The organism is Cupriavidus sp. CuC1 (assembly GCF_044627735.1).
Lineage (GTDB): Bacteria > Pseudomonadota > Gammaproteobacteria > Burkholderiales > Burkholderiaceae > Cupriavidus > Cupriavidus ulmosensis.
In genome coordinates this window covers 42,507-68,626 of record NZ_JBIUHC010000008.1, presented here as the reverse complement: position 1 = coordinate 68,626, position 26,120 = coordinate 42,507, and the positions used below count along the sequence as shown (strand labels likewise).

The 26,120-nt window shown below is 66.2% G+C and carries 23 protein-coding genes, 1 tRNA gene and 1 pseudogene; 8 read left to right on the top strand and 17 right to left on the bottom strand.

Translation table 11 applies throughout. The features are described 5' to 3' along the window. Positions 1–130 precede the first annotated feature (130 nt). Positions 131–1,051, bottom strand: a complete 921-nt coding sequence (locus tag ACGLHR_RS05360) for a glutamate/aspartate ABC transporter substrate-binding protein (RefSeq protein ID WP_400092493.1) — start codon at positions 1,049–1,051, stop codon at positions 131–133. Positions 1,052–1,155: 104 nt separating this feature from the next. After that, complete coding sequence (locus ACGLHR_RS05355) at positions 1,156–2,418, bottom strand: D-amino acid dehydrogenase (protein ID WP_400092492.1); 1,263 nt, start codon at positions 2,416–2,418, stop codon at positions 1,156–1,158. A gap of 127 nt (positions 2,419–2,545) precedes the next feature. Here ACGLHR_RS05355 and ACGLHR_RS05350 point away from each other — a divergent pair, with 127 nt between their 5' ends. Together ACGLHR_RS05350 and ACGLHR_RS05345 are read left to right on the top strand one after the other, a co-directional pair. After that, positions 2,546–3,499, top strand: coding sequence for a LysR family transcriptional regulator (locus ACGLHR_RS05350; protein ID WP_400092490.1), 954 nt, complete (start codon positions 2,546–2,548; stop codon positions 3,497–3,499). 97 nt (positions 3,500–3,596) lie between these two features. Next, positions 3,597–4,910 (top strand): hemolysin family protein, encoded by a 1,314-nt coding sequence (locus tag ACGLHR_RS05345; protein WP_400092488.1) that lies wholly within the window; start codon positions 3,597–3,599, stop codon positions 4,908–4,910. 157 nt (positions 4,911–5,067) lie between these two features. Here ACGLHR_RS05345 and ACGLHR_RS05340 read toward each other — a convergent pair. The 8 genes and pseudogenes from ACGLHR_RS05340 to ACGLHR_RS05305 all read right to left on the bottom strand — a co-directional run. Further along, positions 5,068–5,481 (bottom strand): annotated as a pseudogene (locus tag ACGLHR_RS05340) (phosphatase PAP2 family protein); the annotation flags it as partial. A gap of 430 nt (positions 5,482–5,911) precedes the next feature. Then, the gene (locus ACGLHR_RS05335; protein ID WP_400092487.1) at positions 5,912–6,781 is read right to left on the bottom strand and encodes a DUF1653 domain-containing protein; all 870 of its coding nucleotides are present in this window, start codon (positions 6,779–6,781) and stop codon (positions 5,912–5,914) included. Positions 6,782–7,162: 381 nt separating this feature from the next. Beyond that, positions 7,163–7,450: a hypothetical protein gene (locus tag ACGLHR_RS05330; protein WP_400092485.1), complete on the bottom strand. Its 288-nt coding sequence runs from the start codon at positions 7,448–7,450 to the stop codon at positions 7,163–7,165. A 496-nt stretch (positions 7,451–7,946) separates the two neighbouring features. Further along, a tRNA-Ser gene (locus ACGLHR_RS05325) sits at positions 7,947–8,036 on the bottom strand. A 78-nt stretch (positions 8,037–8,114) separates the two neighbouring features. Next, the gene (gene serS, locus ACGLHR_RS05320) at positions 8,115–9,419 is read right to left on the bottom strand and encodes a serine--tRNA ligase (RefSeq protein ID WP_400092553.1); all 1,305 of its coding nucleotides are present in this window, start codon (positions 9,417–9,419) and stop codon (positions 8,115–8,117) included. A gap of 157 nt (positions 9,420–9,576) precedes the next feature. Further along, on the bottom strand, positions 9,577–10,944 hold the full coding sequence (locus tag ACGLHR_RS05315) for a replication-associated recombination protein A (RefSeq protein ID WP_400092483.1): 1,368 nt from the start codon (positions 10,942–10,944) through the stop codon (positions 9,577–9,579). A gap of 117 nt (positions 10,945–11,061) precedes the next feature. After that, on the bottom strand, positions 11,062–11,310 hold the full coding sequence (locus tag ACGLHR_RS05310) for a hypothetical protein (RefSeq protein WP_400092481.1): 249 nt from the start codon (positions 11,308–11,310) through the stop codon (positions 11,062–11,064). A 223-nt stretch (positions 11,311–11,533) separates the two neighbouring features. After that, positions 11,534–12,595 carry an ABC transporter ATP-binding protein gene (locus ACGLHR_RS05305; RefSeq protein WP_400092479.1) on the bottom strand — a complete coding sequence of 354 codons (1,062 nt, stop codon included), beginning with the start codon at positions 12,593–12,595 and terminating at the stop codon, positions 11,534–11,536. A 200-nt stretch (positions 12,596–12,795) separates the two neighbouring features. Here ACGLHR_RS05305 and ACGLHR_RS05300 point away from each other — a divergent pair, with 200 nt between their 5' ends. After that, positions 12,796–14,448: an ABC transporter permease gene (locus ACGLHR_RS05300; protein ID WP_400092478.1), complete on the top strand. Its 1,653-nt coding sequence runs from the start codon at positions 12,796–12,798 to the stop codon at positions 14,446–14,448. Positions 14,449–14,670: 222 nt separating this feature from the next. Then, positions 14,671–15,351, top strand: a complete 681-nt coding sequence (locus tag ACGLHR_RS05295) for a hypothetical protein (RefSeq protein WP_400092477.1) — start codon at positions 14,671–14,673, stop codon at positions 15,349–15,351. Between the two features lie 69 nt (positions 15,352–15,420). Here ACGLHR_RS05295 and ACGLHR_RS05290 read toward each other — a convergent pair whose 3' ends face one another. The 4 genes from ACGLHR_RS05290 to ACGLHR_RS05275 form a co-directional block, all read right to left on the bottom strand. Then, positions 15,421–16,455 (bottom strand): Fe(3+) ABC transporter substrate-binding protein, encoded by a 1,035-nt coding sequence (locus ACGLHR_RS05290; protein ID WP_400092476.1) that lies wholly within the window; start codon positions 16,453–16,455, stop codon positions 15,421–15,423. 235 nt (positions 16,456–16,690) lie between these two features. After that, a complete protein-coding gene (locus ACGLHR_RS05285; protein ID WP_267605826.1) occupies positions 16,691–17,110 on the bottom strand; it encodes a hypothetical protein in 420 nt (139 codons plus the stop codon). 8 nt (positions 17,111–17,118) lie between these two features. Then, a complete protein-coding gene (gene lolA / locus ACGLHR_RS05280; protein ID WP_267605825.1) occupies positions 17,119–17,757 on the bottom strand; it encodes an outer membrane lipoprotein chaperone LolA in 639 nt (212 codons plus the stop codon). Positions 17,758–17,890: 133 nt separating this feature from the next. After that, positions 17,891–20,215 (bottom strand): DNA translocase FtsK, encoded by a 2,325-nt coding sequence (locus ACGLHR_RS05275; RefSeq protein WP_400092474.1) that lies wholly within the window; start codon positions 20,213–20,215, stop codon positions 17,891–17,893. Positions 20,216–20,386: 171 nt separating this feature from the next. On the opposite strand from ACGLHR_RS05275, the gene trxB reads away from it, so the two are divergent. The 3 genes from trxB (at position 20,387) to ACGLHR_RS05260 (ending at position 22,876) form a co-directional block, all read left to right on the top strand. Beyond that, complete coding sequence (gene trxB / locus ACGLHR_RS05270; RefSeq protein ID WP_267605823.1) at positions 20,387–21,334, top strand: thioredoxin-disulfide reductase; 948 nt, start codon at positions 20,387–20,389, stop codon at positions 21,332–21,334. 203 nt (positions 21,335–21,537) lie between these two features. After that, on the top strand, positions 21,538–22,221 hold the full coding sequence (locus ACGLHR_RS05265) for a Smr/MutS family protein (RefSeq protein ID WP_400092472.1): 684 nt from the start codon (positions 21,538–21,540) through the stop codon (positions 22,219–22,221). Between the two features lie 13 nt (positions 22,222–22,234). Further along, positions 22,235–22,876 (top strand): trimeric intracellular cation channel family protein, encoded by a 642-nt coding sequence (locus tag ACGLHR_RS05260; protein WP_318237542.1) that lies wholly within the window; start codon positions 22,235–22,237, stop codon positions 22,874–22,876. A 105-nt stretch (positions 22,877–22,981) separates the two neighbouring features. Here ACGLHR_RS05260 and glnK read toward each other — a convergent pair whose 3' ends face one another. Continuing rightward, entirely contained in the window at positions 22,982–23,320 is a 339-nt protein-coding gene (gene glnK / locus ACGLHR_RS05255; protein WP_006162803.1) for a P-II family nitrogen regulator, read from the bottom strand. A 317-nt stretch (positions 23,321–23,637) separates the two neighbouring features. Here glnK and ACGLHR_RS05250 point away from each other — a divergent pair, with 317 nt between their 5' ends. Then, complete coding sequence (locus tag ACGLHR_RS05250) at positions 23,638–24,804, top strand: GNAT family N-acetyltransferase (RefSeq protein ID WP_400092469.1); 1,167 nt, start codon at positions 23,638–23,640, stop codon at positions 24,802–24,804. Positions 24,805–24,819: 15 nt separating this feature from the next. Here ACGLHR_RS05250 and ACGLHR_RS05245 read toward each other — a convergent pair whose 3' ends face one another. Together ACGLHR_RS05245 and ppa are read right to left on the bottom strand one after the other, a co-directional pair. Then, positions 24,820–25,374, bottom strand: coding sequence for a cytochrome b (locus tag ACGLHR_RS05245; RefSeq protein ID WP_400092467.1), 555 nt, complete (start codon positions 25,372–25,374; stop codon positions 24,820–24,822). 179 nt (positions 25,375–25,553) lie between these two features. Then, a complete protein-coding gene (ppa, locus tag ACGLHR_RS05240; RefSeq protein ID WP_006162794.1) occupies positions 25,554–26,081 on the bottom strand; it encodes an inorganic diphosphatase in 528 nt (175 codons plus the stop codon). Positions 26,082–26,120: the final 39 nt, after the last annotated feature.

Here is a 26,120-nt window from a genome sequence, read left to right as displayed (position 1 = left end):
GCATCGGTCCGGCAAGCGTTGGCCCGGCGTTGGCCCGGCAAGAGCGCAGGCCGGCTTTTAGCCTAGCGCAATTTCCTGTCGAACAGCAATAACGATTCGCCCTGCCCTGCCGGGCCCTGCGCCGCCCTGCTTACTGGAACGCCTTGTCGTTCGGGTGGGCGTAAAGATCCTTCATGTCGGCTGACAGCGGATAGTTCAGGTTGATGTTGCGCGGCGGGATCGGCGACTGGAACCACTTCTTGTACAACTGCTCGGCACGGCCGCTGGTCATCAGGTCGGCGATCACGCCGTCGGCCAGCGCCTTGAAGGACGGATCGTCCTTGCGGAACATGCAGGCGTAGTTCTCGGTCTGCAGCGGCGTGCCCACCACGGTCCAGTCATTGGCGCTCTTGGCCTTGGTCAGCTCGCCGTAGAGCAGCGGCTCGTCCATGACAAAGGCCACCGCGCGGCCCGTCTCCAGGATCAGGAAGGACTGCCCGTGGTCCTTGGCGCTGATCAGGTTCATGTTCATGGCCTTTTCGCCATTCATCTTGACCAGCAGGCGCTCGTCCGTGGTGCCTGCGGTGGTCACCACGTTGCGGTCCTTGAGATCGGGGAAGTCCTTCACGCCCGAATCCTTCTTGGTCAGCATGCGCAGCCCGTAGACAAACAGGCTGTTGGAAAACGCTACCTGCTTCTGCCGCTCCAGGTTGTTGGTGGTGGTGCCGCACTCGATGTCGATGGTGCCGTTCTGCATCAGCGAAATGCGATTCTGCGAGGTGATGGGCACCAGCTTGACCTCGAGCTTGGCCAACTGCAGTTGCGCCTTCACCTTGTCGACGATCTGCAGCAGGATCTCGTGCGAGTAGCCCATCACATCGCGTCCGTTGGTATAGGAGAACGGGATGGAGGACTCGCGATAGCCCAGCGAGATCACGCCGGTGTCCTTGATCTTGCGCAGCGTATCGCCGTCTGCAGCATTGGCGTTGTGAACGACGCCGGCGGCGCCAGCCAGCATGGCAACCGCCAGCAGGCAACGGGAGATTCGGTTGGAACGGACGTGCGATTTCATATCGTTTTCTCCTTGGATGGGAATGGCTCGAAGTCCTGCTTGGTCGTGAAGCGGCATTTCTCAGCGGTAATGCAAACGTAAAAACTGCCCCGGAACGCTGCCCATCAAGCCAGCGCCGCGGCAAAATCCCTTTCATCGATGGCCGGCTTGCGCCCGGCCAGGCCATCGGCCAGCAAGCCCGCGCTGCCCATGGCCAGCGTGAAGCCAAGCGCGCCGTGGCCGATATTGAGCCACAGGCCGCGCAGGCTCGTGGGCCCCACCATCGGCAGGCCGGTCGGCGTGGCCGGGCGCAGGCCCGCCCAGGGCTGCAACTGCTCCGGCTCCATGCCCGGCGCCATGTCGCCAAACAGCGCGCGGGTCTCAAAGGCCAGCGTGGCGATGCGGGCACGGTCGATGACGGTGTCCCCGCGCACCAGGTCGGCCATGCCCGCCACACGCAGGGTGTTGCCGATGCGGGCATAGACGATCTTGCGCGCGAAGTCCGTGATGCTGATGTGCGGCGCACGCTCGCCATCGCGGATCGGCACCGTGATGCTGTAGCCCTTGAGCGGCCACAGCGGCGCCCGCAGCCCCAGCGGCTTGAGCAGCGCCACGCTGCCGATGCCGCCTGCCACCACCACCGCGTCCGCCCGCTCGATGCCGGCATCGGTGCGCACGCCGGTCACGCGCTCGCCTGCGCGCTCGATACCCAGCACGCCGGTGCCGAAACGCAGCGCCACGCCGGGACGGTCTTGCAGCAACTGTGCCAGCGCCAGGCAGAAGCGATGGCAATCGGCCACTTCCTCGCTCGGCGTGTGAATGGCCCCGGCAATCTCGCCGCGGATGCCGGCCAGCGCCGGCTCCAGCGCCACGCAGGCATCGCTGTCCAGCGCCTGCTGCTCGCAGCCCAGGCTGGCCTGGTAATCGAGCAGGCGGCACGCAGCGTCGAAGCTGGCCGCATCGCGGTGCACAATCAGCTTGCCGCGCCGGGCAAAGCCGAACTCCACCGGCTGGCTGTCGACGAAAGCCTGCATCAGGTCGCGCGAGTAGAAGGCCAGGCGCAGCAGCTTGCGCGTGGTGGCCTCGCTGGCGGAGGCATTGCAAGCCCGTGCAAACGCGACCAGCCAGCGCCACTGCGCCGGGTCCGCCGATGGCCGGAAGCGCATCGGCGAATCGGCGCGCAGCAGCCACCCGGGCACCTTGGCCAGCACGCCCGGCCCGGCGAGCGGCGCCACATAGCTATAGCTGAGCTGCCCGCCGTTGGCGAAGCTGGTTTCCTCGCCCGGGCCATCGCGCCGCTCCAGCACGGTCACCTCGTGCCCGTCGCCTGCCAGCCGCCACGCCGCGCTCATCCCGATCACGCCCGCCCCTACGATCACAACCTTCATCACCCGCCTCTTTGATCCGATCCACAGAGGGTAGTCCACGAGAGCCCGGCTTGCCCAATGCCAATACGTGCAAGAATATGTCTTTAGGCTATGGATGCCGCTATTCCGGGGCGCCCTCCCTTGCCACATGCGATTGCGTCAGATCGAAATCTTCCGGGCAGTGATGCTGACCGGCACCGTCAGCGAGGCCGCGCGGCTGCTGCACGTCTCCCAGCCGGTCGTCACCCGCGTGCTGCAGCATGCCGAGGCCACGCTCGGCTTCCGTTTGTTCGACCGGGTAAAAGGCAGGCTGCAGGCCACGCCCGAGGCCAACGCGCTGTATGGCGATGTCGAGCGGCTATATGGCGAGATCGAGCGGGTGCGCCGCGTTTCCGAAAGCCTGCGCCACAAAGGCGCCGGCCGCCTGCGCGTGGCGGCCACGCCCAGCCTGGCCAATCCGCTGCTGGTGCCAGCCGTACGCCGCTTTTGCGCGCGCCATCCCGACACCCAGGTGCAGGTACTGACCCACCACACCGGCGAGGTCGTGCAAGGCTTGCTGGCCAACCAGATCGACCTGGGCTTCGCCTTCTCGCCACCGCGCCACGAAGCCATCATCAGCGAACCGGTAGCTGGCGGCCAGATGCTGCTGGCGGTGCCGCGCGGCGAGCCGCTGGCGGCCCGCGGCCGGCGGGCCGACGTGCCAATGCACCGGCTGGTGGAGCGCCCCTTCATCGCCTACGACGACAACAGCTCGCTCGGGCTGCTGGTGCGCCAGACCCTGGCGCGCAATGCGCTCGAGCCGCGCTCGACGCTGGAAGTCCAGACCTATTCGCTGGCGCTGGCCCTGGTCGATGCCGGCCTGGGCCTCACCTTGCTAGACCAGTACACCGCGCTGGGCGCAAACCCGGAGCGTGTGTCGCTGCATGAGGTCAAGCCCGCGTTGCCTTTCGAGATCCAGCTGCTGCGCGCCAGCCACCGCGGCAGTTCCAGCCTGGCCGACGATATGCGCGAGCAGTTTGCCGCCGCCGCAATAGCGCTGGCTGCTGCGCTGCCGCAGCGGCTGGAGGCGCCGGCGGTCAGCTTCGAGCATGCCCCTAAATGAAGCGGGCTGCCCTGCCCCGGCCCTTTGCAGAATTTGACAGTACCGTGCACCGTGCACCATCATCAAAGCGCCTGAACGGTGCCCCCCCCCAAAACCTATGTTCGCCCTTATCCTGCTTCTCCTTATCCTGATCAGCGCCTTCTTCTCGATTTCCGAGATCGCGCTGACCGCAGCGCGCCGCACCAAGCTGCAGGTGCTGTCGGAGCGTGGCGACCGCCGCGCCACCAAGATCATGCTGCTCAAGGAGGAGCCGGGCAACTTCTTCACCATCGTGCAGATCGGCGTCAACAGCGTGGCCATCCTGGCCGGTATCGTCGGCGAGAAGCATGTCTCCGACCTGCTGCAGACGGCGCTGCTGCCCTACCTGGACGTGGTCACTACCCAGCGCATCGCCAATGTCGGCTCTTTCCTGATCGTCACCCTGCTCTTCATCCAGTTCGCCGACCTGATCCCCAAGCGCATCGCCATGACGTTTCCCGAGGCCTGCGCGCTGGTGGTGATCGGGCCGATGCTCACGCTCATCAAGATCTTCAAGCCGCTGGTCTATGTGTTCAACGGCGCCGCCAACGCCACCCTGCACGTGTTCGGCGTGCCCACCAAGCACATCGACCAGATCACCACGGAAGACATCGCCGCCATGGTCGATGCCGGGGCGGAGGCCGGCGTGCTGCACAAGCACGAGATCCACCTGATCGAGAACGTGTTCGAGCTGGACGCGAAGAACGTCACCGCGGTGATGACCCCGCGCGACGATGTGGTCTACATCGGCCTGGACGAGTCCGCCGACAGCCTGCGGCGCAAGCTGGTCAACTATCCGCAAGCACAGTATCCGGTGTGCGGGCACAACCTCGATGACGTGCTGGGCTATATCGATTCGAAGGACATCCTGCAGATGTTCCTCGCCGACGATTCCACCGGCGTGATCGGCAACATCGGCAATATCGGCAAGCACCACGACAAGAATGTGCTGGTGATCCCGGACACGCTGACGCTCACCGAATCGCTCACGCGCTTTCGCGAGATGCACCAGAATTTTGCGGTGGTGATGAACGAGTATGGACTGGTGGTGGGCATCGTCACGCTGGACGATATCGTTGGCGCGCTGATGGGCAACATCATCTACTCCACCGAAGACGAGCAGATCGTGCGGCGCGACGAGAGTTCGTGGCTGGTCGACGGCGTGACGCCGCTGGTGGACCTGAAGAAAGCGCTGGAGCTCGATGAGCTGCCCGGCGAAGACTACGTCGACACCGCCGCCGGGCTCGTCATCTACACGCTCAAACGGATCCCGAAGAAATCGGAAGCGATCGAGGCCGCGGGATTCCGCTTTGAGGTGCTGGACATCGACCATCACAAGATCGATCAGTTGCTGGTCTCGCGACTGCCGCCGGCGGAGCCGTTCCAGCCGTAAGCGCGCGGCGATAGCGCTCGACCGTGGTGGGCAACTGGAACACCACGATCCAGGCCCCGACCACCACCACCGCCGCGGCGGCGACCGCGCCCAGGCGCAGCGGCGCCAGGCGCTCCGGCGCATGCAGGGTAACGTACGCGGTGCCCAGCAGCACGATCCAGGCAAAGCCTAGCGCGCAGCCCGCCAGCACGTCGGACAGCCAGTGCATGCCAAGGTAGAGCCGCGACAGGCAGATCAGCGTCACCACCACCGCCGTCAGCGCGACCACCGGCATCCGTACCCGCCACGGCTGGCGCAGGCACAACAGGAAAGCCAGGAAGCCGTAGGTCACCATGCTGCTGGTGGCGTGGCCGCTGGGAAACGAGAACGACTCCAGGCCGCCGTAGATGCTGGCCGGCCGGCTGCGCTCAAGGGCGAGCTTGAGCACCATCACGCAGGCGCGCGCGCCAACCAGCGCCCCCACCCAGTACGCCGCCGCCACCCAAGTCCGGCGCCACGCCAGCCAGCCAAAGACCGCCACGCCCACCGCCACGGACACCCGCGCGCCGCCCAACTCGGTCAGCGCCACCATGGCCGTATCCAGCCAGCCTTGCTGCCATGCGCGAAGCTGCGCGAACACCGCCTGGTCCACCTGCACCAGTGGCGCGCCTTCGGCGATGGATTCACCCAGCCACAGCAAGGCGGCAGCGCACGCCAGCAACAGCACTCCGCCCACCGCCAGCACGAGCAGCTCGACGATATCGCGCTCCAGCAGGCTGGCAACGCGCGGCCACGGCTTCGTGGCGCGTACGCGCAGCGCGTCGCGGCCACGCAGCCGCGCGGCATCGAGCCGGCGCACCAGCGGGCGGATGACCAGCAGCAGGCCGCGCACCACGCAGAGCAGCAACAGCGCGAACAAGGCGAGAAGGCCCACCACGCCCAGCGCGGTTGCCGGTGTGAGCCAGGGCGCGCCAGCGGGCTGGACCACGGCGAGCGCTTGAACGGGAGCAGCCACCATCGGCTCAGCCCCCCGCCGCCATGCGCGCGATATTGGCGCGTGCCGGCGCTTCGCAATCGGCAAAGGCGGGCGTCGCGAACAACTGCGGCCGCTGCGCCATCGCCTGCAGGAAAGCGATCCGCCGCTGCATGAATGCCGCGTACAGGGCATCGCCGGACAAGCCTGTGCGATTGGCCAGCAGCGCCTTGTTTTCCTCGAACACAGCGAGAGTCCAGGCGTCGAATTCCGCTTCAGGCGCAGCCAGCCGAGACAGGTCCAGATCCAGCACCGCCTCGGACTCTGGCACCGACGCACGATGCCCGCACGTATCCATCACGATGCGCGCGGCCAGCGCTGTCACCGCCGCATCGACCCCGCTCACCATGGTTTCGATCAACCCGGCCGATGCCGCTTCGTTATGCTCGCAACCCGGCACGTAGACCGCGTCGTGGAACAGCACGGCAAGCGCCTGCGCTGGCGCAAGCGCAATGCCGCGCGCCTGCGCCAGCGCAAACATCTCCAGTACATGGCGGCGATCGTGGTAATGCCGGTAAGGCGCGTCGTAGCAGGCCAGCACCTGCAGCACGGTCGCGCGCGGCAACCAGGCCAGGCAAGCCAGCGCGGCCGGCCAGTCTGGCGCGAAACGCGGCTGCGTGCCCTGCGGCGTGGCCACGCTTTCGCTGAATACGTCCAGCGGCCGCACCCACAACCGGGAGCGATCCCGCATCGACTCGTACACCACCACCCGCGACAGGTCCGACTCGATCACGCCGAGCCCGACGATGGCATAGGCACCGCCCTTGTAGTGGCGAAAGGGCATGCCATGCAGATAGTCGGAGGACGCATCGGCGCCGGGCAAGGCGTGCGGGGAAGGCTGGTAAGAAGACTGTGTCATGAGCGGCTGTTCAAATCGGAGCAGCGTCATGATAGTGCATTGACTGCGCGGGGCCGGTTGCGGGCCCCGCGCGGGTGCGCAGGGTTGACTGCGTGGTTGACTGCGGGTTGGCTAAATTACTTGCGATGCGTGCGCTGACGCATCGCGCCAGGTTCAGCCATCTTCGGGTCCTTCTGAGAAACCTCCTGCACCTCGCTCTCCTTGCTGTGCCGTTTCTCTATGCGGATATTCGGGGACGGCCGCTTCGAATTGGAGTGAGCGTTCCGGCTCATGCCTTACCTCCATTCTGGTCGACGTGGCGGTTGCCACTTAACCAATATAGAGGTCCGGCACCCAGGTTGCCATGTCCGGCGCGCTTCGAAGCCCAGGCACTGCCATCGATTACGCCACGCCTCCCTCGCCACGCTGGGCGGCCAGTTCACTCAACACCAGCGTCTCGCGAGCCAACCCGGCCGCCAAAGAAAAGACACCGTTCTGGATTTCCTGTTTTAGTGCGCTGAAGGTATCGCCAGAGGCCGCATATTCGCTAATCATGAACAGCAATCCATAGAGCTGCGCGGCACGCTCGGCGGCCAGACTCAAAGGATCCTCGAGCGAGGTGCGTGTAGTGACAAACATTGCCGACTCGGCGTGTTCGGCTGTGATGCCGTAGCGGCAGTGCTTACCCATGGCACGCCTCCTGGAGCCTGGCCTGCGTGCGACGTGAGCCTAAGGGGAATGTTGGGTGTTTCGATTGCCTTTGATGGGCGAGGAAAACCTGGGGCATGGTGCTGCCTCCTTTTCATGCGGTTTCGATCCCCCACCCCGACGCCAATCGGGGTGGGCGGGCGCAAGGCAAGGTTGGCGTACCGGCGAAAAGGATCCGGCGAGCCCGAAGGCTCCCCTGCCCAGGCCCGCCCAATGAAAAGCGCGCAGAGGCAAAACGGACGTAAAAAATCGCCTGGCGGCGACTGTCCGCCTTTTCGTTCGGGACGCCAATCCCGATCGCTGTGGTTGCAGCGATGAGCAGAGTATATCGCGCGAGCTGGCTCAGTGACCTGTGCAACGATGCCTGCCGCCATCGTGCCGCGCGTTGTGCCGCGCATTGTGCAGAAAACGCGCGAACCGTACCCCCAAAGCAAAAGCCCCACGACTCTGTGAGGAATCGTGGGGCTTTGCGTACTGCTGGCGGAGAGGGTGGGATTCGAACCCACGGTAGGCTCGCACCTACGCCTGATTTCGAGTCAGGTACATTCGACCACTCTGCCACCTCTCCGGTAACTGGGTCGCTTGTCGCGAAGAACAAGATTATAGAGGAAACCTTGTTTGCCCCGCAAGCCCCTCGCGTGAAAAATTACGCCTCGGGCTCAAGGCGCGCCAGGCCGCCCAGATACGGCTGCAATGCGGCCGGCACCGTCAGCGAACCATCGGCGTTCTGGTAGTTTTCCAGGATCGCCACCAGCGTGCGGCCAACCGCCAGGCCGGAGCCGTTGAGCGTATGCAGCAGTTCCGGCTTGCCCTGGCCCGCACGGAAGCGGGCCTGCATGCGGCGGGCCTGGAAGTCGCTCATGTTCGAGCAGGAGCTGATCTCGCGGTAGGTGCCCTGCGCGGGGATCCACACTTCGAGGTCATAGGTCTTGGTGCTGCCAAAGCCCATGTCGCCGGTGCACAGCACCACGGTGCGGAACGGCAGGTCGAGCTTCTTCAGGATAGCTTCGGCGTGGCCGGTGAGCTGCTCCAGCGCATCGAACGAGTGCTCGGGCTGCACCACCTGCACGAGCTCGACCTTGTCGAACTGATGCTGGCGGATCATGCCGCGCGTGTCGCGGCCGTAGGAGCCGGCTTCCGAGCGGAAGCAAGGCGTGTGGGCAACGAAACGCAGCGGCAGCTTGTCGCCGGCCACGATGGCGTCGCGCACGATGTTGGTCAGCGGTACCTCCGCCGTGGGGATCAGGTAGAAGTTCTCGATGCGCTCGCCCTCTTCACTGCCGACCTTGCGCGGCACCTTGAACAGGTCCTCTTCGAACTTGGGCAGCTGGCCGGTGCCGCGCATCGATGCGGCATTGACGATGTAGGGCACGTACATCTCGGTGTAGCCGTGCTCGATCGTGTGGGTGTCCAGCATCAGCTGCACCAGCGCGCGGTGCATGCGTGCGATGCCACCGCGCAGCATGGCGAAGCGCGAGCCCGTGACCTTGCTCGCGGTATCGAAATCCAGCCCGAGGCGCTCGCCCACGTCGACATGGTCCTTGACCTCGAAGTCGAAGCTGCGGGGTGTGCCGACGCGGCGCACTTCCACGTTGCCGGTCTCATCCCGGCCCACCGGCACGCTTTCGTGCGGCAGGTTGGGGATGGCCTCCAGGATATCGGCGAGCTGGGCCTGGATTTCGTCCAGGCGCGCGGCCGATGCCTTGAGGGCATCGCCGATGCCGCCGACTTCGGCCATCACCGCGGAGGCGTCCTCGCCCTTGCCCTTGAGCATGCCGATCTGCTTGGAGAGGCTGTTGCGGCGCGCCTGCAGTTCCTCGGTCCGGGTCTGCAGTTGCTTGCGCTCGGCTTCGAGTGCCTGGAAGGCCGCTACGTCGAGTTGGAATCCGCGCGTGGCAAGGCGTTGCGCCACGGCGTCGATGTCTTTGCGGAACAGCTGGATGTCTAGCATGTTGCGTGTGAGGGCAGGTGCATTGGCCAGCGACATGCTGGCGGATCCGGCATTTTACTGTACTGGCCGGGGCTGACACCGTTGCGCCGACTGGAGAACAGGCTGGCGGATCGCCCGCTGTTCGCGAGGACACGCCGCCGGGCAACGGCGATGCGCGCTATTGGGCCCCGCCGCCGTCGCCACCGTCGTCGTCCCTGCCCCTGCCTTTGCCCTGCTGCCGGTGCCATTGCGCGTCAAGATCTCGCAGGTGGCGCAGCTTGTCGCCGATCTTGCCTTCTAGCCCGCGCGGCGTGGGCTTGTACCAGCCCGGGCGCTTGAGGTCGTCGGGGAAGTAGTGCTCGCCGGCGGCATAGGCTTCGGGCTCGTCGTGCGCGTAGCGGTAGGCGTGGCCGTAGCCGAGTTCTTTCATTAGCTTGGTCGGCGCATTGCGCAGGTGCACCGGCACGCCGCGCGACTTGTCCTTGGCCACGAAGGCACGCGCGGTGTTGTAGGCGTTGTAGCCGGCATTGGACTTGGGCGCCACGGCCAGGTAGATCAAGGCTTGCGCCAGCGCGAGCTCGCCTTCGGGCGAGCCCAGCCGTTCGTAGGTTTCGGCGGCATCCAGCGTGATGCGGGCGGCACGCGGATCGGCCAGGCCGATGTCCTCCCACGCCATGCGCACGATGCGCCGCGCCAGGTAGCGCGGATCGGCGCCGCCGTCGATCATGCGGCAGAACCAGTACAGCGTGGCATCGGGATCGGAGCCGCGCACGGACTTGTGCAGCGCGCTGATCTGGTCGTAGAACGCGTCGCCGCCCTTGTCGAAGCGGCGCAGGTTCTCCGACAAGGCGCTGCCGAGCAACGCGTTGTCGATGACCGGCGCGTTGGCACTGCGCGCGGCGCGCGCCACGATCTCGATATTGTTGAGCAGCTTGCGGCCATCGCCATCGGCCGAGGCCACGATCAGCTGCAGCGCCTCTTCCTCCCACTGCAGGCCGCCCAGCTCTTCGCTGGCGCGCCGCGCCAGTTGCGTCAGCTCCGCGTCGTCCAGGCTCTTGAGCACATACACCGCGGCGCGCGACAGCAATGCGCCGTTGACCTCGAAGGACGGGTTCTCGGTGGTGGCGCCGATAAAGGTGAACAGCCCGCTTTCCACGTGCGGCAGGAAGGCGTCCTGCTGGCTCTTGTTGAAGCGGTGCACCTCGTCCACGAACACCAGCGTGCGCCGTCCGTGGGCCCGGTATTGCTCGGCACGCTCGACTGCCTCGCGGATGTCCTTGACGCCGGACAGCACCGCCGACAACGCGATGAACTCGGCATCGAAGGCCGTGGCCATCAGCCGCGCCAGCGTGGTCTTGCCCACGCCGGGCGGGCCCCACAGGATCATGGAATGCGGCTCGCCGGACGCGAACGCCACCCGCAGCGGCTTGCCGGCGCCAAGCAGGTGTTGCTGGCCGATCACCTCGTCGATATTACGCGGGCGCAGGCGCTCGGCCAGGGGTTGTTGGGAACGATCGGGAGCTTCGGAAAACAGCGTGTCCGCCACGGTATTCAGGCCTTTATGTCAGGTCAGGCGCGCACGGTGCGTGCCCGCTGCGCCTAGGAACCTGACAGTGTAGACCATCGCGCGCGGCGGGCCGCGCAGCCCGCCACGGCTGGCGAATCAGCGCGCGGCGCGCTCATTGCGCGTGAAGGCATCCAGCACGCCAGCACGCTCGCTGCCCACGCGCGTGCGCCAGGCCGTCACCGCGCCCGCGCCGGCATCGCGCAGTGCCAGCTGCACCGCCGGAGCGGGGTTGTCCTGGATGGTCACGCCGTTGGCGCGCATGCGCGCGGCGTTCTCTGCCAGGCGGGTGCCCAGGCGGGCCCACTGCTTTTGCTCGGTCGCCTGCGCGGGCGTCCACCGAGGCACGCAAAGCGGGCGGCAAGGCCAGCAGCAGGCCGCTGCGCAGGCATTGGCGGCGCAGCGGCCGGGATGCGCACTTCAGGGAAGAAAACATGATGAGAGTCCTGGCATCGGGAGGTAGTGAGGCCATGAAGCCATGAAGCCTTGAAGCCTTGAAGCCTTGAAGCCGTCGTGTCGGGAAAGACAAATCAGTAAGCAAGCAAGCTGCCAGGACCCTTGGGGCGTGCGCTCAGCCGCGCCGGAACGCCACCACGTCGTCAACCTCCACGCGAATGCCGATGTGTTCGCCTAGCGCATGATCGTGGTGCGAAGGCACCAGCGACAGTACCTGCCCGCCGCCGGCCAGGCGCAGGGTGTACAGGATCTCTGCGCCGCGAAAGGCCTTGTGCAGTATCTGGGCACGCAGCGGGCTGTCGTCGTCGTGGACGATATCGTCGGGGCGGATCAGCACATCGACCTCTGCCGTGGCAGGCGGAACGCCCAGCGGCTCGTTGCTGTGCAGCGTGCCGAGTTCCAGCGTGACCGAGTGCGGGCTGGCAAGCTGGCCCGGCATCAGCACGCCCTGCCCGATGAAGTCCGCGACCACGCGCGTGGCCGGCCGGTGATACAGGTTGTGCGCGCTGTCCCACTGCTCGATGGCGCCGGCGTGCATCACGCCGATCTCGTCGGCCATGGCAAAGGCCTCGTACTGGTCGTGCGTGACCAGGATGGCGGTGGCGCCCTGGGCCTTGAGGATGTCGCGCACCTCCAGGCTCAAGCGCTCGCGCAGCTCGATGTCAAGGTTGGAGAACGGCTCGTCGAGCAGCAGCAACTCCGGCTTTGGCGCCAGTGCGCGAGCCAGCGCCACGCGCTGCTGCTGGCCGCCCGAGAGTTCATGCGCGAACTTGCCGCCGGATCCGGCCAGGCCCACGAGCGCGAGCATTTCTTCGACCCGCGCCGCGCGTTCGCCGCGGCGCACGGCATGCAGCCCGAAGGCCACGTTGTCCGCCACGCTCAGGTGCGGGAACAAGGCGTAGTCCTGGAAGACCATGCCGATGCGCCTGTGCTCGGGCGCCACGGCAAACCCTGGCGACGACATCACCTGCCCTTGCAGCAGGATGCGGCCTTCGCGCAGCGGCTCGAAACCCGCGATGGCGCGCAGCACGGTGGTCTTGCCGCAACCGCTGGGGCCGAGCAGGCAGGCGATGCTGCCGCGCGCGAGGGTGAAGGACAGGTCGTTGACAACGCGCTGGCTGCCAAAGCCATGGTGGATGCGATCGACCTCGATCACGATATCGGATCGTGCTGGCATGGATGAATTGGAATGCGGGTGGCCTGGCATGCCGAGCATTATATGGACGCAGGCCCTTGATGTCTGTCACATGCGGATGTGTCGCCCTGCGTACCCGCATTGCTAGAATGCGGGACTGGCCTCGCAAGGCCTGCCGACCGAGCCCTGCCGCCGGGCCTCGACCTGTCCCGCACCAAACCCACCACCCAATCCGCTGCCGCATGATCCTGCTTCGCCCGAGCCGTACCCGCCGCCTGCACCCGCTAGCCCTGGTTGCCGCCCTGGCCGCGCTGCTGATCGCCCTGCCGATCGCGCAGGTGGCCGGCAGCCTGCTCGTGCCCAGCGGCGACACCTGGCGGCATCTGGCCGACACGGTCCTGGCCGAGTACGTTGGCAACACACTGTGGCTGCTGGCCGGGGTCTGCGCCGGCGTGCTGCTGGTAGGCGTGCCCACCGCGTGGCTGGTCAGCACCTACCGGTTCACCGGGCGGGCCTGGCTGGAATGGGCGCTGGTGCTGCCGCTGGCGATGCCGGCTTATGTCATTGCCTACGCCTATACCGATGCCCTGCAGTTCGCCGGCCCGGTGCAAAGCTGGCTGCGCGAAGTGACCGGCTGGCGTGCGCGCGAATACTGGTTCCCCGATATCCGCTCGCTGGGCGGCGCCATCGTGCTGTTCACGCTGGTGCTCTACCCCTATGTCTACCTGACCGCGCGCGCGGCCTTCCTGCAGCAGACGCTGAACACGCTGGAAGCGGCAAGGCTGCTTGGCTATGGCACCTGGGGCAGCATCTGGCGCGTGATGCTGCCGCTGGCGCGGCCCGGCATTGTGGCCGGCACCGCGCTCGCGCTGATGGAGACACTGGCCGATTTCGGCACGGTGGCCTATTTCGGCATCCCGACCTTTTCCACGGGCATCTACCGCGCCTGGTTCTCGCTGGGCGACAAGAACGCGGCAGCGCAGTTGTCGGCCTGCATGCTGCTGTTCGTGATCGGCATCCTGCTGGCCGAGCGCGCCAGTCGCGGCCGCGCCCGCGTGCACGGCGGCCAGCGCCGCGCGCCGGCCTACCGGCTGCACGGCTGGCGTGCCGCGCTGGCGTTGCTGGTAGGCGTGGTGCCCGTGCTGCTGGGCTTTGCCATCCCGGCGCTGATGCTGTGCAAGATGGCGCTGGCCGAAGGCGACGCGCAGTTGGGCCCGCGCTTTATCGGCCTGGTGCGCAACAGCTTCGCGCTGGCCAGCGTCACCGCGCTGATTGCGGTGCTGGCAGCGCTGGTGATCGGTTATGCGGGGCGCGGCATGGCCGCCGGCCGGGGCTGGCTGCTGCGCGCGCTGACGCGGGTGTGCGGCATGGGCTATGCCCTGCCCGGCTCGGTGGTGGCGGTCGGCGTGCTGGTGCCGGTGGCGCGGCTGGACAATGCCATGTCGGCCTGGCTGCAGCAGCATCTGGGATGGTCGGCCGGGCTCCTGCTGACCGGCGGCATTGCCGCGCTGGTCTATGCCTACCTGGTGCGCTTTCTGGGCGTGGCGCTGCAAACCGTCAACGCTGGCCTGGTCAAGATCACGCCGGGCATGGACGCAGCGGCGCGCAGTCTTGGCCACGGCCCCGGCGCCACGCTGCGGCGCGTGCACCTGCCGATGCTGCGCGGCAGCCTGCTGACCGCGGCGTTGATCGTCTTCGTCGATGTCATGAAGGAGCTGCCGGCCACCTTCGTGATGCGGCCGTTCAACTTCGACACGCTGGCCGTGCAGGCCTACAACCTGGCCTCCGACGAGCGCCTGGCCGAGGCCGCCACCGCCTCGCTGGTGATCGTGGCGGTGAGCCTGCTGCCGGTGATCCTGCTGTCGCGCTCGATACGGCGGGATGCGCGGGAATAACCGGCGGACATAGCAGACGGGAATAGCTTGCGAATTTTCCTAAAGATCTTCAACGTATTGCCGATATCCCCCTAGTCCGAAGCTGCGCCCCGGCTCGCCGCGCCCTTTCTCGCGCGAGCCAAAGCGGTCTGCCCCCGCCGCTGGCGTGCTTCGCGCCGCATCATGACTGTGCCGGCCGCAATCCTTGCCCGGCATTTGTTCGCCGCGTTTTCAGGGAGTGTTATGCAGCTTCGTTACCGCATGCTCGTGTTCAACCTGAACCGGATGACCCGGCAAGACCGGATCAGCGCAGTCGAGGAAATCGCCCTGGCGGGCCAACTGGCTGAACAGCTGGAAAAACCTGGCATGGTCGAGCGCCTGGTGGCGGACCTGTTCGATCACGAGAACTCCCATGTCAGGCGCATCGCGCTCAACGCGGTAAGGCGCGCGCACGGTTACCGCCAGGCCGATATCTCGCTTGCCCTGCTGCGCAAGCTCGGCGACCCGGAGCCGTGGCTGCGCCATGACGCCGCCTGGGTCCTCCACGAGGCCGGGCTGGACAGCCCGCATATCCGCGCGGCGCTGCGCCAGCTTGCCGGGCCGGTCATGCTGCCCTACGACATGAACCGAGCCAAGGCCAATCCCTCGGATGCGCTGCTGCACGCCCAGGTGCGCGCGCGGCAGGCGCTGGACGTGCTGCTGGCGCGCCAGACCGCGGGTGCGGTAGTGGCCAAGCTCCCGTATGCGGCTGGCACGTTGGGCCACACGCACAAGAAGCGGCGCGAGCAGTTGAAGATGACCTTCGAGAAGCACAGGGAACGCGGCGCAAAGCTGAACTTCCGGCGCCTTGAAAATGGCGAAGGCAGCGAGGGCAAGGCCGCCAAGCGGCCCGGGGCCAAAGCCAGGCCAGTACCCAAGCCGTAAATGGGAAATGGCGGCTCACGCCGCCATTTCCGCCCCGCCAGCCAGGTCGCGCTGGCGCCTTCTTGCTTCTTACTTGTACCCAGCCTTGTCCGCCAGCTTCTGCGCTTGCGGCTGGTGCTTGCCCAGTTCGGCCACGTTGATCTTGTCCGCCTTGAAGCTGCCCAGGGCTTCCAGCGCCGCATTGCTGATCTTCACGTTTTCCACCACCGGCCACTCATTGTTGCCATCGGCAAAATAGCGCTGCGCCTCGTCGCTGGCCAGGTACTCCAGGAACGCGCGCGCCGACTCCTTGTTGGGCGCATGCTTGAGCATGCCGCCGCCGGAGATGTTCATGTGCACGCCCTGGCTGGCCTGGTTGGGCCACAGCACGCCGAGCTTTTCCGCCACGGCCTTGTCCTCGGGCTTGGTCGACTTGAGGATACGGGCGATGTAGTAGGTGTTGGCCACCGCGATCTCGCACTCGCCCGCTGCCACCGCCTTGAGCTGGTCGGTGTCCCCGCCCTTGGGCGCACGGGCCAGGTTGGCCACCACGCCGCGCGTCCATTGCTCGGTCTTGGCCTCGCCGTCATGGGCGATCAGGCTGGACATCAGCGACAGGTTGTACACGTGGCCGCTGGAGCGGATACAAAGCTTGCCCTTCCACTTGGGATCGGCGAGATCCTCGTAGGTCTTGATGTCGCCGGGCTTGACCGTGGCCTTGTTGTAGGCGATCACGCGGGCCCGCGCCGAGAAACCGAACCAGTCGCCATTCGGGTCGCGGTAGTTGGCGGGAATGCGCGACTCCAGCACGCTCGACTTGAGCGGCGCGAACACGCCCGCCTGCTGGGCCCGCCACAGCCGGCCGATGTCGACGGTGATGAACACATCGGCCGGGCTATTGGCACCCTCGCTCTTGATGCGCTCCAGCAGCGGGTCTTCCTGGCCTTCGATGCGGTTGATCTTGATGCCGGTCTGCTTGGTGAAGTTGGCGTAGAGCGCTTCGTCGGTCTGGTAGTGGCGCGCGGTGTAAAGGTTCAGCACCTTCTCCTGGGCGGACACGGCGAGCGGCAATGCCAGAACAGCGAGCGCAGCGGCCCGCGGCAGCAAGCGGCGGAATACGGTCATGACTCTCCCCCTTCGATGATTGATGTATGCCGTCCTGAAGATGCCTTGGATGCATCTTTGGCAAGACAAGTGAGAAACAGAACAATAATCATTCCTGTTTCCGGGGTCAAGTTACAACGTTGTCATTTTTCTCGCAGCGAGTCGGGAAGTGTAAAAGTGATGATTGAGACGCACATCGGAATGGCAGAGCCCGCCGGGGCTGCCATCACGTCCCGGCACTATCCACGCATCACATTCAAGTGCTGGCGCGCTCCACCAATGCCTTCATGGCATCGGCTGGAAGCGGCCCATGGCAGGTCCGTTCGCCACCGTTCTTGCTGACCACCAGCCACACGTTGGCCGGGGCGCCGGCCGGATGCAGCAGCCAGGCGGGCCCGCGTCCGCTGCCGGCGGGCGGCAGCCCTTCCAGCACGCCGCTGGTGACCGACTGCAGCAGCACGGCGCAATCGTTGGCGCTGGCCTGCGTGGCGGAGAGGAAATCCGGGTTGGCCAGCACTTCCGGCAGCGCCGTATCGGAGGCGCGCAGGAAGGCATCCACGTCGAACTGCTTGCTGGCGCCGGGGCTGGCGCACGCGGCCAGCAGCGCGGCAGCGCCAATGCCGGCAATGGCACCGCCACGGCGCCAGGCCGGCAGCGCAAGGAATGCGGGGATCATGGGGCGCCTCATTGCTTGAGCACATCGGCGCCCTTGGGCACCGCGAACCGGAAGGTGTCGGCCGGCAGCACGGGGTTCTTCTGCATCGCGCTGAAGGTCAGCAGCGTGGTGTTGCCGAAGGCATCGCGCAACTCCATCGCTTCCAGGTTGCCGCTCTTGAAGCCGATGCCGATGCGCTCGAACTGCGTGTCCTTGGCCCTGGGGGTAAGCTCAAGCCACTCCACGCCATCGCGCGTGGGGCCGTTCTTCACGACAAAGTTCTTTTCCAGGTCATTGCTGCCGAACAGGATCGCGGCGGGGCTGGAACCCAGGGCGCCATCGAGCTTGCGCTCGGTGACCTGGTTGAGGTCCTTGTCGTAGATGTAGAGCGTCTGGCCGTCGGCCTGCAGCAACTGGTCGTAAGGCTTGACGTAGCGCCAGGTGAACTTGCCGGGGCGAGAAAAAGCGAACGTGCCGCTGGATGTGCTGGCCACCTTGAGGCTGTCGCCCTGCCCCTTGACCTGGCGCTGGGTGAATTCGCCCTTGGCGCTCTTCACGCCCGCCACGAAGGCCTGGAGCTGGTCGGTGCCGGCCGCCATGGCCGCCGTCGCTGTCAGCGACAGCATGGCCGCCGCGGCGCACGCCGACACGAGAATGCGGATTCGCATGGTGTTGTCCTTGCTGGGTTGGAGGATGCGCACCGCCGGGGCGGCTGCGCTGCCTGTCCGGTTAGAGCGGCGCACGGGCGCCGGATTCCGCAACGATGTGCTTCGCGCGTAACAGCATGTTACGCGCGGCAGATTATTCTTCCTCGCGGGCCGTGCCGGCCGGGGCCAGGATGTCGCGATTGCCGTTGCCCGACATGGCGGAGACCAGGCCGGCCTTCTCCATGTCCTCGAGCAGCCGCGCGGCCCGGTTGTAGCCGATGCGCAGGTGGCGCTGCACCAGCGAGATCGAGGCTCGGCGGTTCTTCAGCACCACGTCGACTGCCTGGTCGTAGAGCGGATCGGCCTCGCCGCCGCCGCCAATGCCAGCGCCGCCGCCCATGCCATCGCTGCCCAGGTCGCCCTCGGCCACGCCGCCTTCGAGGATGCCCTCGATGTAGTTGGTCTCGCCGCCTTCCTTTAGCTTTTCGACCACGCGGTGCACTTCATCGTCGGAGACAAAGGCGCCGTGGACGCGGATCGGCACGCCGGTGCCCGGCGCGAGGTAGAGCATGTCGCCCATGCCGAGCAGCGCTTCCGCGCCCTGCTGGTCGAGGATGGTGCGCGAATCGATCTTGCTGCTGACCTGGAAGGCGATGCGGGTTGGCACGTTGGCCTTGATCAGCCCGGTAATCACGTCGACCGACGGGCGCTGCGTGGCCAGCACCAGGTGGATGCCTGCGGCGCGGGCCTTCTGCGCGATGCGCGCGATCAGCTCTTCCACCTTCTTGCCCACCACCATCATCAGGTCGGCCAGCTCGTCGATGACGATCACGATCATCGGCAGCTTTTCGAGCGGCTCTGGCGCGTCCGGGGTCAGGCTGAACGGATTGGGGAGCTTTTCCTCGCGCGCCGCGGCTTCGTCGATCTTCTTGTTGTAGCCGGCCAGGTTGCGCACGCCCAGCTTGCTCATCAGCTTGTAGCGCCGCTCCATCTCGCCGACCGCCCAGTTCAGGGCGTTGCCGGCCTGGCGCATATCCGTCACCACCGGGCACAGCAGGTGCGGGATGCCTTCGTAGACGCTCATTTCGAGCATTTTCGGATCGATCAGGATCAGCCGCACCTGCTCGGCCTTGGCCTTGTAGAGCAGCGACAGGATCATGGCGTTGATGCCCACCGACTTGCCGGAGCCGGTGGTGCCGGCCACCATGCAGTGCGGCATCTTGGCGAGATCCGCCACCATGGGCTTGCCGGCGATGTCCTTGCCCAGCGCCATGGTGAGATTGGATGCGCTCTCGTTGTAGACCTGCGAGCCGAGGATCTCGGACAGCCGCACCGTCTGGCGCTTGGGGTTGGGCAGTTCCAGCCCCATGTAGACCTTGCCGGGGATGGTTTCCACCACCCGGATGGAGACCAGCGACAGCGAACGCGCCAGGTCGCGCGCCAGGTTGACCACCTGGCTGCCCTTGACGCCGGTGGCCGGCTCGATCTCATAGCGGGTGATGACCGGGCCCGGGTAGGCCGCCACCACCTTGACCTCGACGCCAAAGTCCTTGAGCTTCTTCTCGATCAGGCGCGAGGTGAATTCCAGCGTTTCCGCGCTCACCGTTTCCTGGTGGGTCGGGATGGGGTCCAGCAGCGCCAGCGGCGGCAGGTCGGAGTCCTGGATATCGGCGAACAGCGGCTGCTGCTTCTCGCGCTCCACGCGCTCGTGCTTGGGCACCGCCTGCGGCCGCACGATCTGCACCGGCGCGGCTTCCTCGATCTTGACCCGCTGCACCTCCACGGTTTCGGTGCGCACGACCTTGGCCGCCTCGCCGATGATGCGGTCCTGCTTGCTCTCCCGGCGCGCCTTGAAGCCGAGGAAGAGCGTCTCGACGAAGCCGCCCACGTGCTCGGCCACCGACAGCCACGAGAAATGGAAGAACAGCGACAGGCCGATGGCCAGCGTCAGCAAGAGCAGCAGCGTGGCGCCGGTAAAGCCCAGCGCCATCTGCATCCAGCCGCCCAGCAGGTCGCCCAGCACGCCACCGGGGGCGCGCGGCAGCGCGGCGCGCAGCGGGTACATGCGGATGGCTTCCAGCCCCATGCTGGCGATCAGCGACAGGCCAAAGCCGATCCAGCTCACCACCAGGCCCTGCCGGGCCTCGCCGGTGCGCTCGGGCAGCTCGGCGGTCAGCGCGCGCCAGCCGCGCCAGCAGCGGCGCACCAGCAGCACGGCCCACCAGTAGGCGGAGAAGCCGAAGACGAAGAACAGCACATCGGCCATCCAAGCGCCCACGCGACCGCCGAGGTTGTGGATGTCGGCTACCTGGTTGGCGTGCGACCAGCCGGGGTCCGCCTTGCTGTAGCTGGCCAGGATGCAGACGAAGGCCAGTGTGACCGCCAGCAACAGGAACCAGCGCACTTCGCCCAGCAGCTTGCCGATGCGCGAGGGCAGCGCGGAAGGATCGGTACGTGTTGTGGTAGTAGCTCGGGCCATGCCTTGGGTCTGGGTTGCCATTTGAAGAGGGTGGTGGTGGCCATTTTAACCTTGGCCGGGGCTATCGCTCTCATTGGAATTTGCAACAGTGAGCAAACGCCGGTCCACTTATAATGCTGGTTTCGATTCACGCTAGTGCGCATCAAGGCGCACCAGCCTTAGGAAAGCATCATGGCCAAACACGCAAAAGTGCTGATTCTCGGTTCCGGCCCCGCCGGCTATACCGCCGCCGTCTACGCGGCCCGCGCCAACCTGCAGCCGGTGCTGATCACCGGTCTGGCCCAGGGTGGCCAGCTGATGACCACCACCGACGTGGAAAACTGGCCCGCCGACGCCAACGGCGTGCAAGGCCCGGAACTGATGCAGCGCTTCCTGGAGCATGCCGAGCGCTTCAACACCGAAATCATCTTCGATCACATCCATACCGCCAAGCTGACCGAACGCCCGATCCGCCTGGTTGGCGATGCCGGTGAATACACCTGCGATTCGCTGATCATCGCCACCGGCGCCTCGGCCCAGTACCTTGGCCTGCAGTCGGAAGAGCTGTTCATGGGCCGCGGCGTGTCGGCCTGCGCCACCTGCGACGGGTTCTTCTACAAGAACCAGGAAGTGGCCGTGGTCGGCGGCGGCAACACCGCGGTGGAGGAAGCGCTCTACCTGTCGCATATCGCCAGCAAGGTCACCCTGATCCACCGCCGCGACAAGTTCCGCGCCGAGCCGATCCTGGTCGACCGCCTGCTCCAGCGCGAGAAGGAAGGCCGTATCGCAATCCGCTACAACACCGTGCTGGACGAGGTGGTGGGCGACGAATCGGGCGTGACCGGCATCAAGTTGCGCGATGCCCAGGGCGACAAGACCGAAGAGCTCAAGCTGGCGGGCGTGTTCATCGCCATCGGCCACAAGCCCAATACCGACCTGTTCGAAGGCCAGCTCGACATGAAAAACGGCTACATCGTGACCAAGACCGGCTTGGCCGGCGATGCCACGGCCACCAGCATCCCGGGCGTGTTCGCTGCCGGCGACGTGCAGGACCACATCTATCGCCAGGCGATCACCAGCGCCGGCACGGGCTGCATGGCAGCGCTGGACGCGCAGCGTTACGTGGAAGCCCTGCAGTAAAGAGACTAAGGCTGCTGACAAACCTGTAGCATCAGCCGAAGCCGCCGAACAGGCCAAAGCCGCGCGCCATGACGACGGCTGTCTCCCTCTCCCCTCAGGGGGGGAGGGGAGCACGACAACGCAGAGCCGGCTTTGTCGGCAAGCTGAGACAAAGGCCGGGCCTGCCCACCCTATAATCACGCCGAGCACCCCGGAGACACTCCATGACGCACGGCGCCAAGAAATCCGCCAAACCCGCCAGCCAGCCCCAGCGTTTCGGCCTGACCGACCTGTCCGGCCTGCGCGACTCCCTCAAGGCCGACACCGAGCGGCGTGAAGCCGAGCGCCGCGCGGCGGACGAAGCGGCGCAGCGCGCCCGCGAAGAGGCCGACGTATTCCGCAGCAGCGTAGGCAACGTCAACACCCTGCGCGACCGCAACCGCGTCAACCCCGCCCCGCGCCACCCCGCGCCCGTGCCGGTACAAACCCAGCTGGACGACAAAGCCGTGCTGGCCGCGTCGCTTTCCGACGAGTTCGACGTCGAAAGCCTGCTGGATACCGATGGAACCCTGTCGTTCCGCCGCCCCGGCATCGGCATGGACGTAGTCAGGAAACTGCGCCGCGGCGAATGGGTGCCCCAGGACAAGATCGACCTGCACGGCCTGCGCAGCGACGAAGCGCGCGAGGCGCTGGCCGAGTTCGTGCGGCGCTCGGTCAAGCGTGGCGTGCGCTGCGTGCGCGTGATCCACGGCAAGGGCAACGGCTCGCCGGACAAGACGCCCGTGCTCAAGGGCAAGGTGCGCAGCTGGCTGGTACAGAAGGAAGAAGTGCTGGCCTTCGTGCAGGCACGCGGCGCCGAGGGTGGCGCCGGCGCGTTGATGGTGCTGCTGCGCCAGCCGCACGCCTGAGACGGCGCGCACGATGCATCTGCCGCTCGATCTCCTGATGGGGCGGCTGCCCCTGATCCTGCATGTCATGGAAGTGGTGGGCGTGCTCGCCTTTGCCGTCTCCGGCGTGGTCGATGCGCGCAAGCAGCGCTTCGATGCCGTGGGCACTTTCGTGGTGGCGTTCGCCACCGCCTTCGGCGGCGGCACGGTGCGCGACGTGCTGCTGGACCGCCGCCCCTTCTACTGGGTCGACCACGAAGGCTATGTGATCCTGATCTTCGTGATGTCGCTCGGCGCGTCGTTCGTGCTGCGCGTGGTCAGCCGGGTAGCGTCCGAGCGCACCATGATCACGGCCGATGCAATCGGCCTGGGGCTGTTTTCCGTCACCGGCACATCGCTCGCGCTGGTGGCGCAGATGACCCCGACCGTGGCGGTCATGATGGGCATCATCTCTTCGGTGTTCGGCGGCGTGGTGCGCGACGTGCTGTGCAACGAGGTGCCGATGATCCTGCGTGACCGCTCGCCTTATGCCACCTGCGCTTTTGTCGGCTGCTGGGTCTATGTTGGCCTGACCTGGATGCGGGCCGAGCAGGAACTGGCCCTGCTGGCGGGCGCCATCACCATCACGGCGGCGCGCCTGCTGAGCGTGCGCTTCGGCTGGAAGCTGCCGAGCTAGGCAGTGCCGAGCCGGGCAACGACGCCCGCGGCAATCCCGGCGCCCCCTCCCGTGGGACCGCCAGAATTGCCCGCCGGCGCTTGAACGCTAAAAAAGCCTGAACGCTTAAACGGCGGCTTCGTCCTGCTCGCCGGTGCGGATACGGATCACGCGCTCGATCTCGGTCACGAAGATCTTGCCGTCGCCGATCTTGCCCGTGTGCGCTGCCTTGACGATGGCATCCAGCACGGTGTCGAGCTGGTTCTCGGCAACCACGACCTCGATCTTGATCTTGGGCAGGAAGTCGACCACATATTCCGCGCCGCGATACAGCTCGGTATGCCCCTTCTGGCGGCCAAAACCCTTCACCTCGGTTACCGTCAGGCCGGTCACGCCGACGTCAGCCAGCGCCTCGCGCACTTCGTCCAGCTTGAACGGTTTGATGATGGCGGTAATCTGCTTCATATTGGCCCCTTATATAGTCGTTGGTTAGTGAGAGATTTTAGCCTGCCTGCCAGCGGCCGGATGTGGCCTGCCGCACCGCGCCATTTCCGGTAGACTCAACCGTCGCCCCACCCGCCTCCCGCGGGCGCGGCGCGATCAGCCGTATCGGCCGTATCGGCCGTATCGGCCACGCCGGAACAAGGGCCTGCCCAAGGGCAGCGCCAATGATGAGCGAATCTAGCGCAATGCAGTCTGAATCTTTCAAGCCCGGCTCCGACCAGCCTGATGCGGCCACCCCAGGGGCGGCTGCGGCACAAGGCGGACAGGAACACGAGCGGATGGAGAATTATCGCACGCAGATCGTTTTCGATCTGTCCGAGCTGCCCGAAGCCGAATGGGACGCCTTGGTGGCGGCCCAGCCCGGGGCCACGCCGTTCTTGCGCCACGCCTTCCTGCATGCCATGCATGCCAGCGGCAGCGCCTGCGACGAGACCGGCTGGAGCCCGCGCTACCTGACGCTGTGGGCGCCGCGCGCCGAGGGTGGCGAGCGCCTTGCGGCGGCCATGCCGCTGTACGCGAAGTCGCACTCTTATGGGGAGTACGTGTTCGACTGGGCCTGGGCCGACGCCTACGCGCAGCATCGCCTGCCCTACTACCCCAAGCTGCTGTCCGCGCTTCCCTTCACGCCCGTACAGGGCGCGCGGCTGCTGGCCGAGGACGAAGACGCGCGCGGCTACCTGCTGCAATGTGCGCTGGCGCTGGCGGAACAAAGCCAGTTGTCTTCCCTGCACGTGCTGTTTCCCGACGAGCATGAGGCCGAGCTGATGCAAGACGCCGGCATGCTGATGCGCCACGGCGTGCAGTTCCACTGGACCAACCCGGGCTATGAGAGCTTCGAAGCGTTCCTGGCCACGCTCTCGCAAAAGAAACGCAAGAACATTCGCGCCGAACGGCGCCGCGTGGCCGACGCCGGCATCACCTTCCGGCAACTGCGTGGCCCCGAAATCGGCGAGGCGCAATGGCGCTTTTTCAACCGCTGCTACCGGCAGACGTACCGCGAACACCATTCGACGCCCTACCTGAACCTGGATTTCTTCCAGCGCATCGGCGCCGCCATGCCGGAGAACCTGCTGCTGGTGGTGGCCGAGCGTGCCGGCCAGCCGATCGCCGCATCGCTGGTGGTCTACGACGACAACCCGGCGCGCAGCACCCTGTTCGGGCGCTACTGGGGCGCGCTCGAGCACCACCCCTGCCTGCATTTCGAGACGGCTTACTACCAGCCGTTGGAGTTCTGCATAGCCCAGGGCATCCGCACCTTCGAAGGCGGCGCCCAGGGCGAGCACAAGATGGCGCGGGGCTTCCTGCCGGTGGCGACCCGCTCCGCCCACTGGCTGGCGCATCCGTCCTTTGCCGATGCCGTGGAACGCTTCCTGGTGCGCGAGCGCCAGGGCATCGACGCCTACCTGGACGAACTCAACGACCGCACGCCGTTTGCACGCAGCTAAGGCCAGCTTGGCGCATCACCGCCACATGCGACGCAGCGTGTTATCGCCCAGCATGTAGTGGTGGAACAGCGCGGCGATGGCATGCAGCCCGATCACCGTGTAGAAGGCGGTGCCCAGCGTGCCGTGGATTTCCTCGAGGATGTCTTTCAGGTCCCGGCTTTGCGCCACCAGCGCGGGCAGTTCGACGCCAAGCCCCGGCACCGTCAGCAGGTGGCCGCCGGCGTTGAGGGCCAGCAGGCCCAGCACGGGCTGCGCGAAGATGAACAGATAGAGCACAAGGTGCATGGCACTGCCCAGCAGCTGTATCCAGCGCGGACCAGGCTCGGGGGCCGGCGCGCCGCGCACCAGGCGCCACAGCAGGCGCGGCACGGCCAGGACGAACACCAGGGCCCCAGCCCAAGTGTGCACTGACATCGACAAGGCTTGGGAGGCGCTGCGCTCGGGCAGAAAGCCCTCCAACTCGATCGCGCTGTACGCAGTGGCAATCAGCAGGACCACCGCCCAGTGGAAGAACACCGCCGGGCCGGAATAACGCGCCATGGTGGACGGCGTCGAAAAGGTAGCGGACATGGGGAATTGGCAGTCTGCCTGCCTGGTTGTTCTGTGATTGAAGCTTAACGCACCGGCTTTATGGCATCTTTGGTTTCCATCAAGCCTGGCGCAACAAAAAACCCCGCCGCAGCGGGGTTATTCAGCATCGGTTCAGCCACGCGCCGGAATCCGGCATGACTGAGCGCGAAAGCGGATGCTTACTTGGTGTAGTTCGCCACGCCGTCGGTGATTTCCTTGTGGGCTTCTTCAATGCCGGCCCAGCCTTCGACCTTGACCCACTTGCCTGCCTCGAGTGCCTTGTAGTTCTCAAAGAAGTGCTTGATCTGGTCCAGCAGGTTCTGCGGCACGTCCGACAGGCCCTTCATGAAGGCGGTGGCCGGCGACAGCTTGTCCAGCGGCACGGCGATCAGCTTGGCATCCACGCCCGACTCGTCGGTCATCTTGAGCATGCCCAGCGCGCGGCAACGCACCACTGCACCAGCCAGGATCGGGAACGGCGAGAGCACCAGCACGTCGACGGGGTCGCCATCGCCCGACAGGGTCTGGGGAATGAAGCCGTAGTTGGCCGGGTAGCGCATGCCGGTGCCGATGAAACGGTCGACGAAGAGCAGGCCGGTTTCCTTGTCGGCTTCGTACTTCACCGGATCGCTCTGGGCGGAGATTTCGATGATGACGTTGAAATCGTTCGGGATGTCCTTGCCGGGGGAAACGAGGTTGAAGCTCATGCTTGCTCTCCAGATGCCTGTGTTTGAGGATGGCGGGCA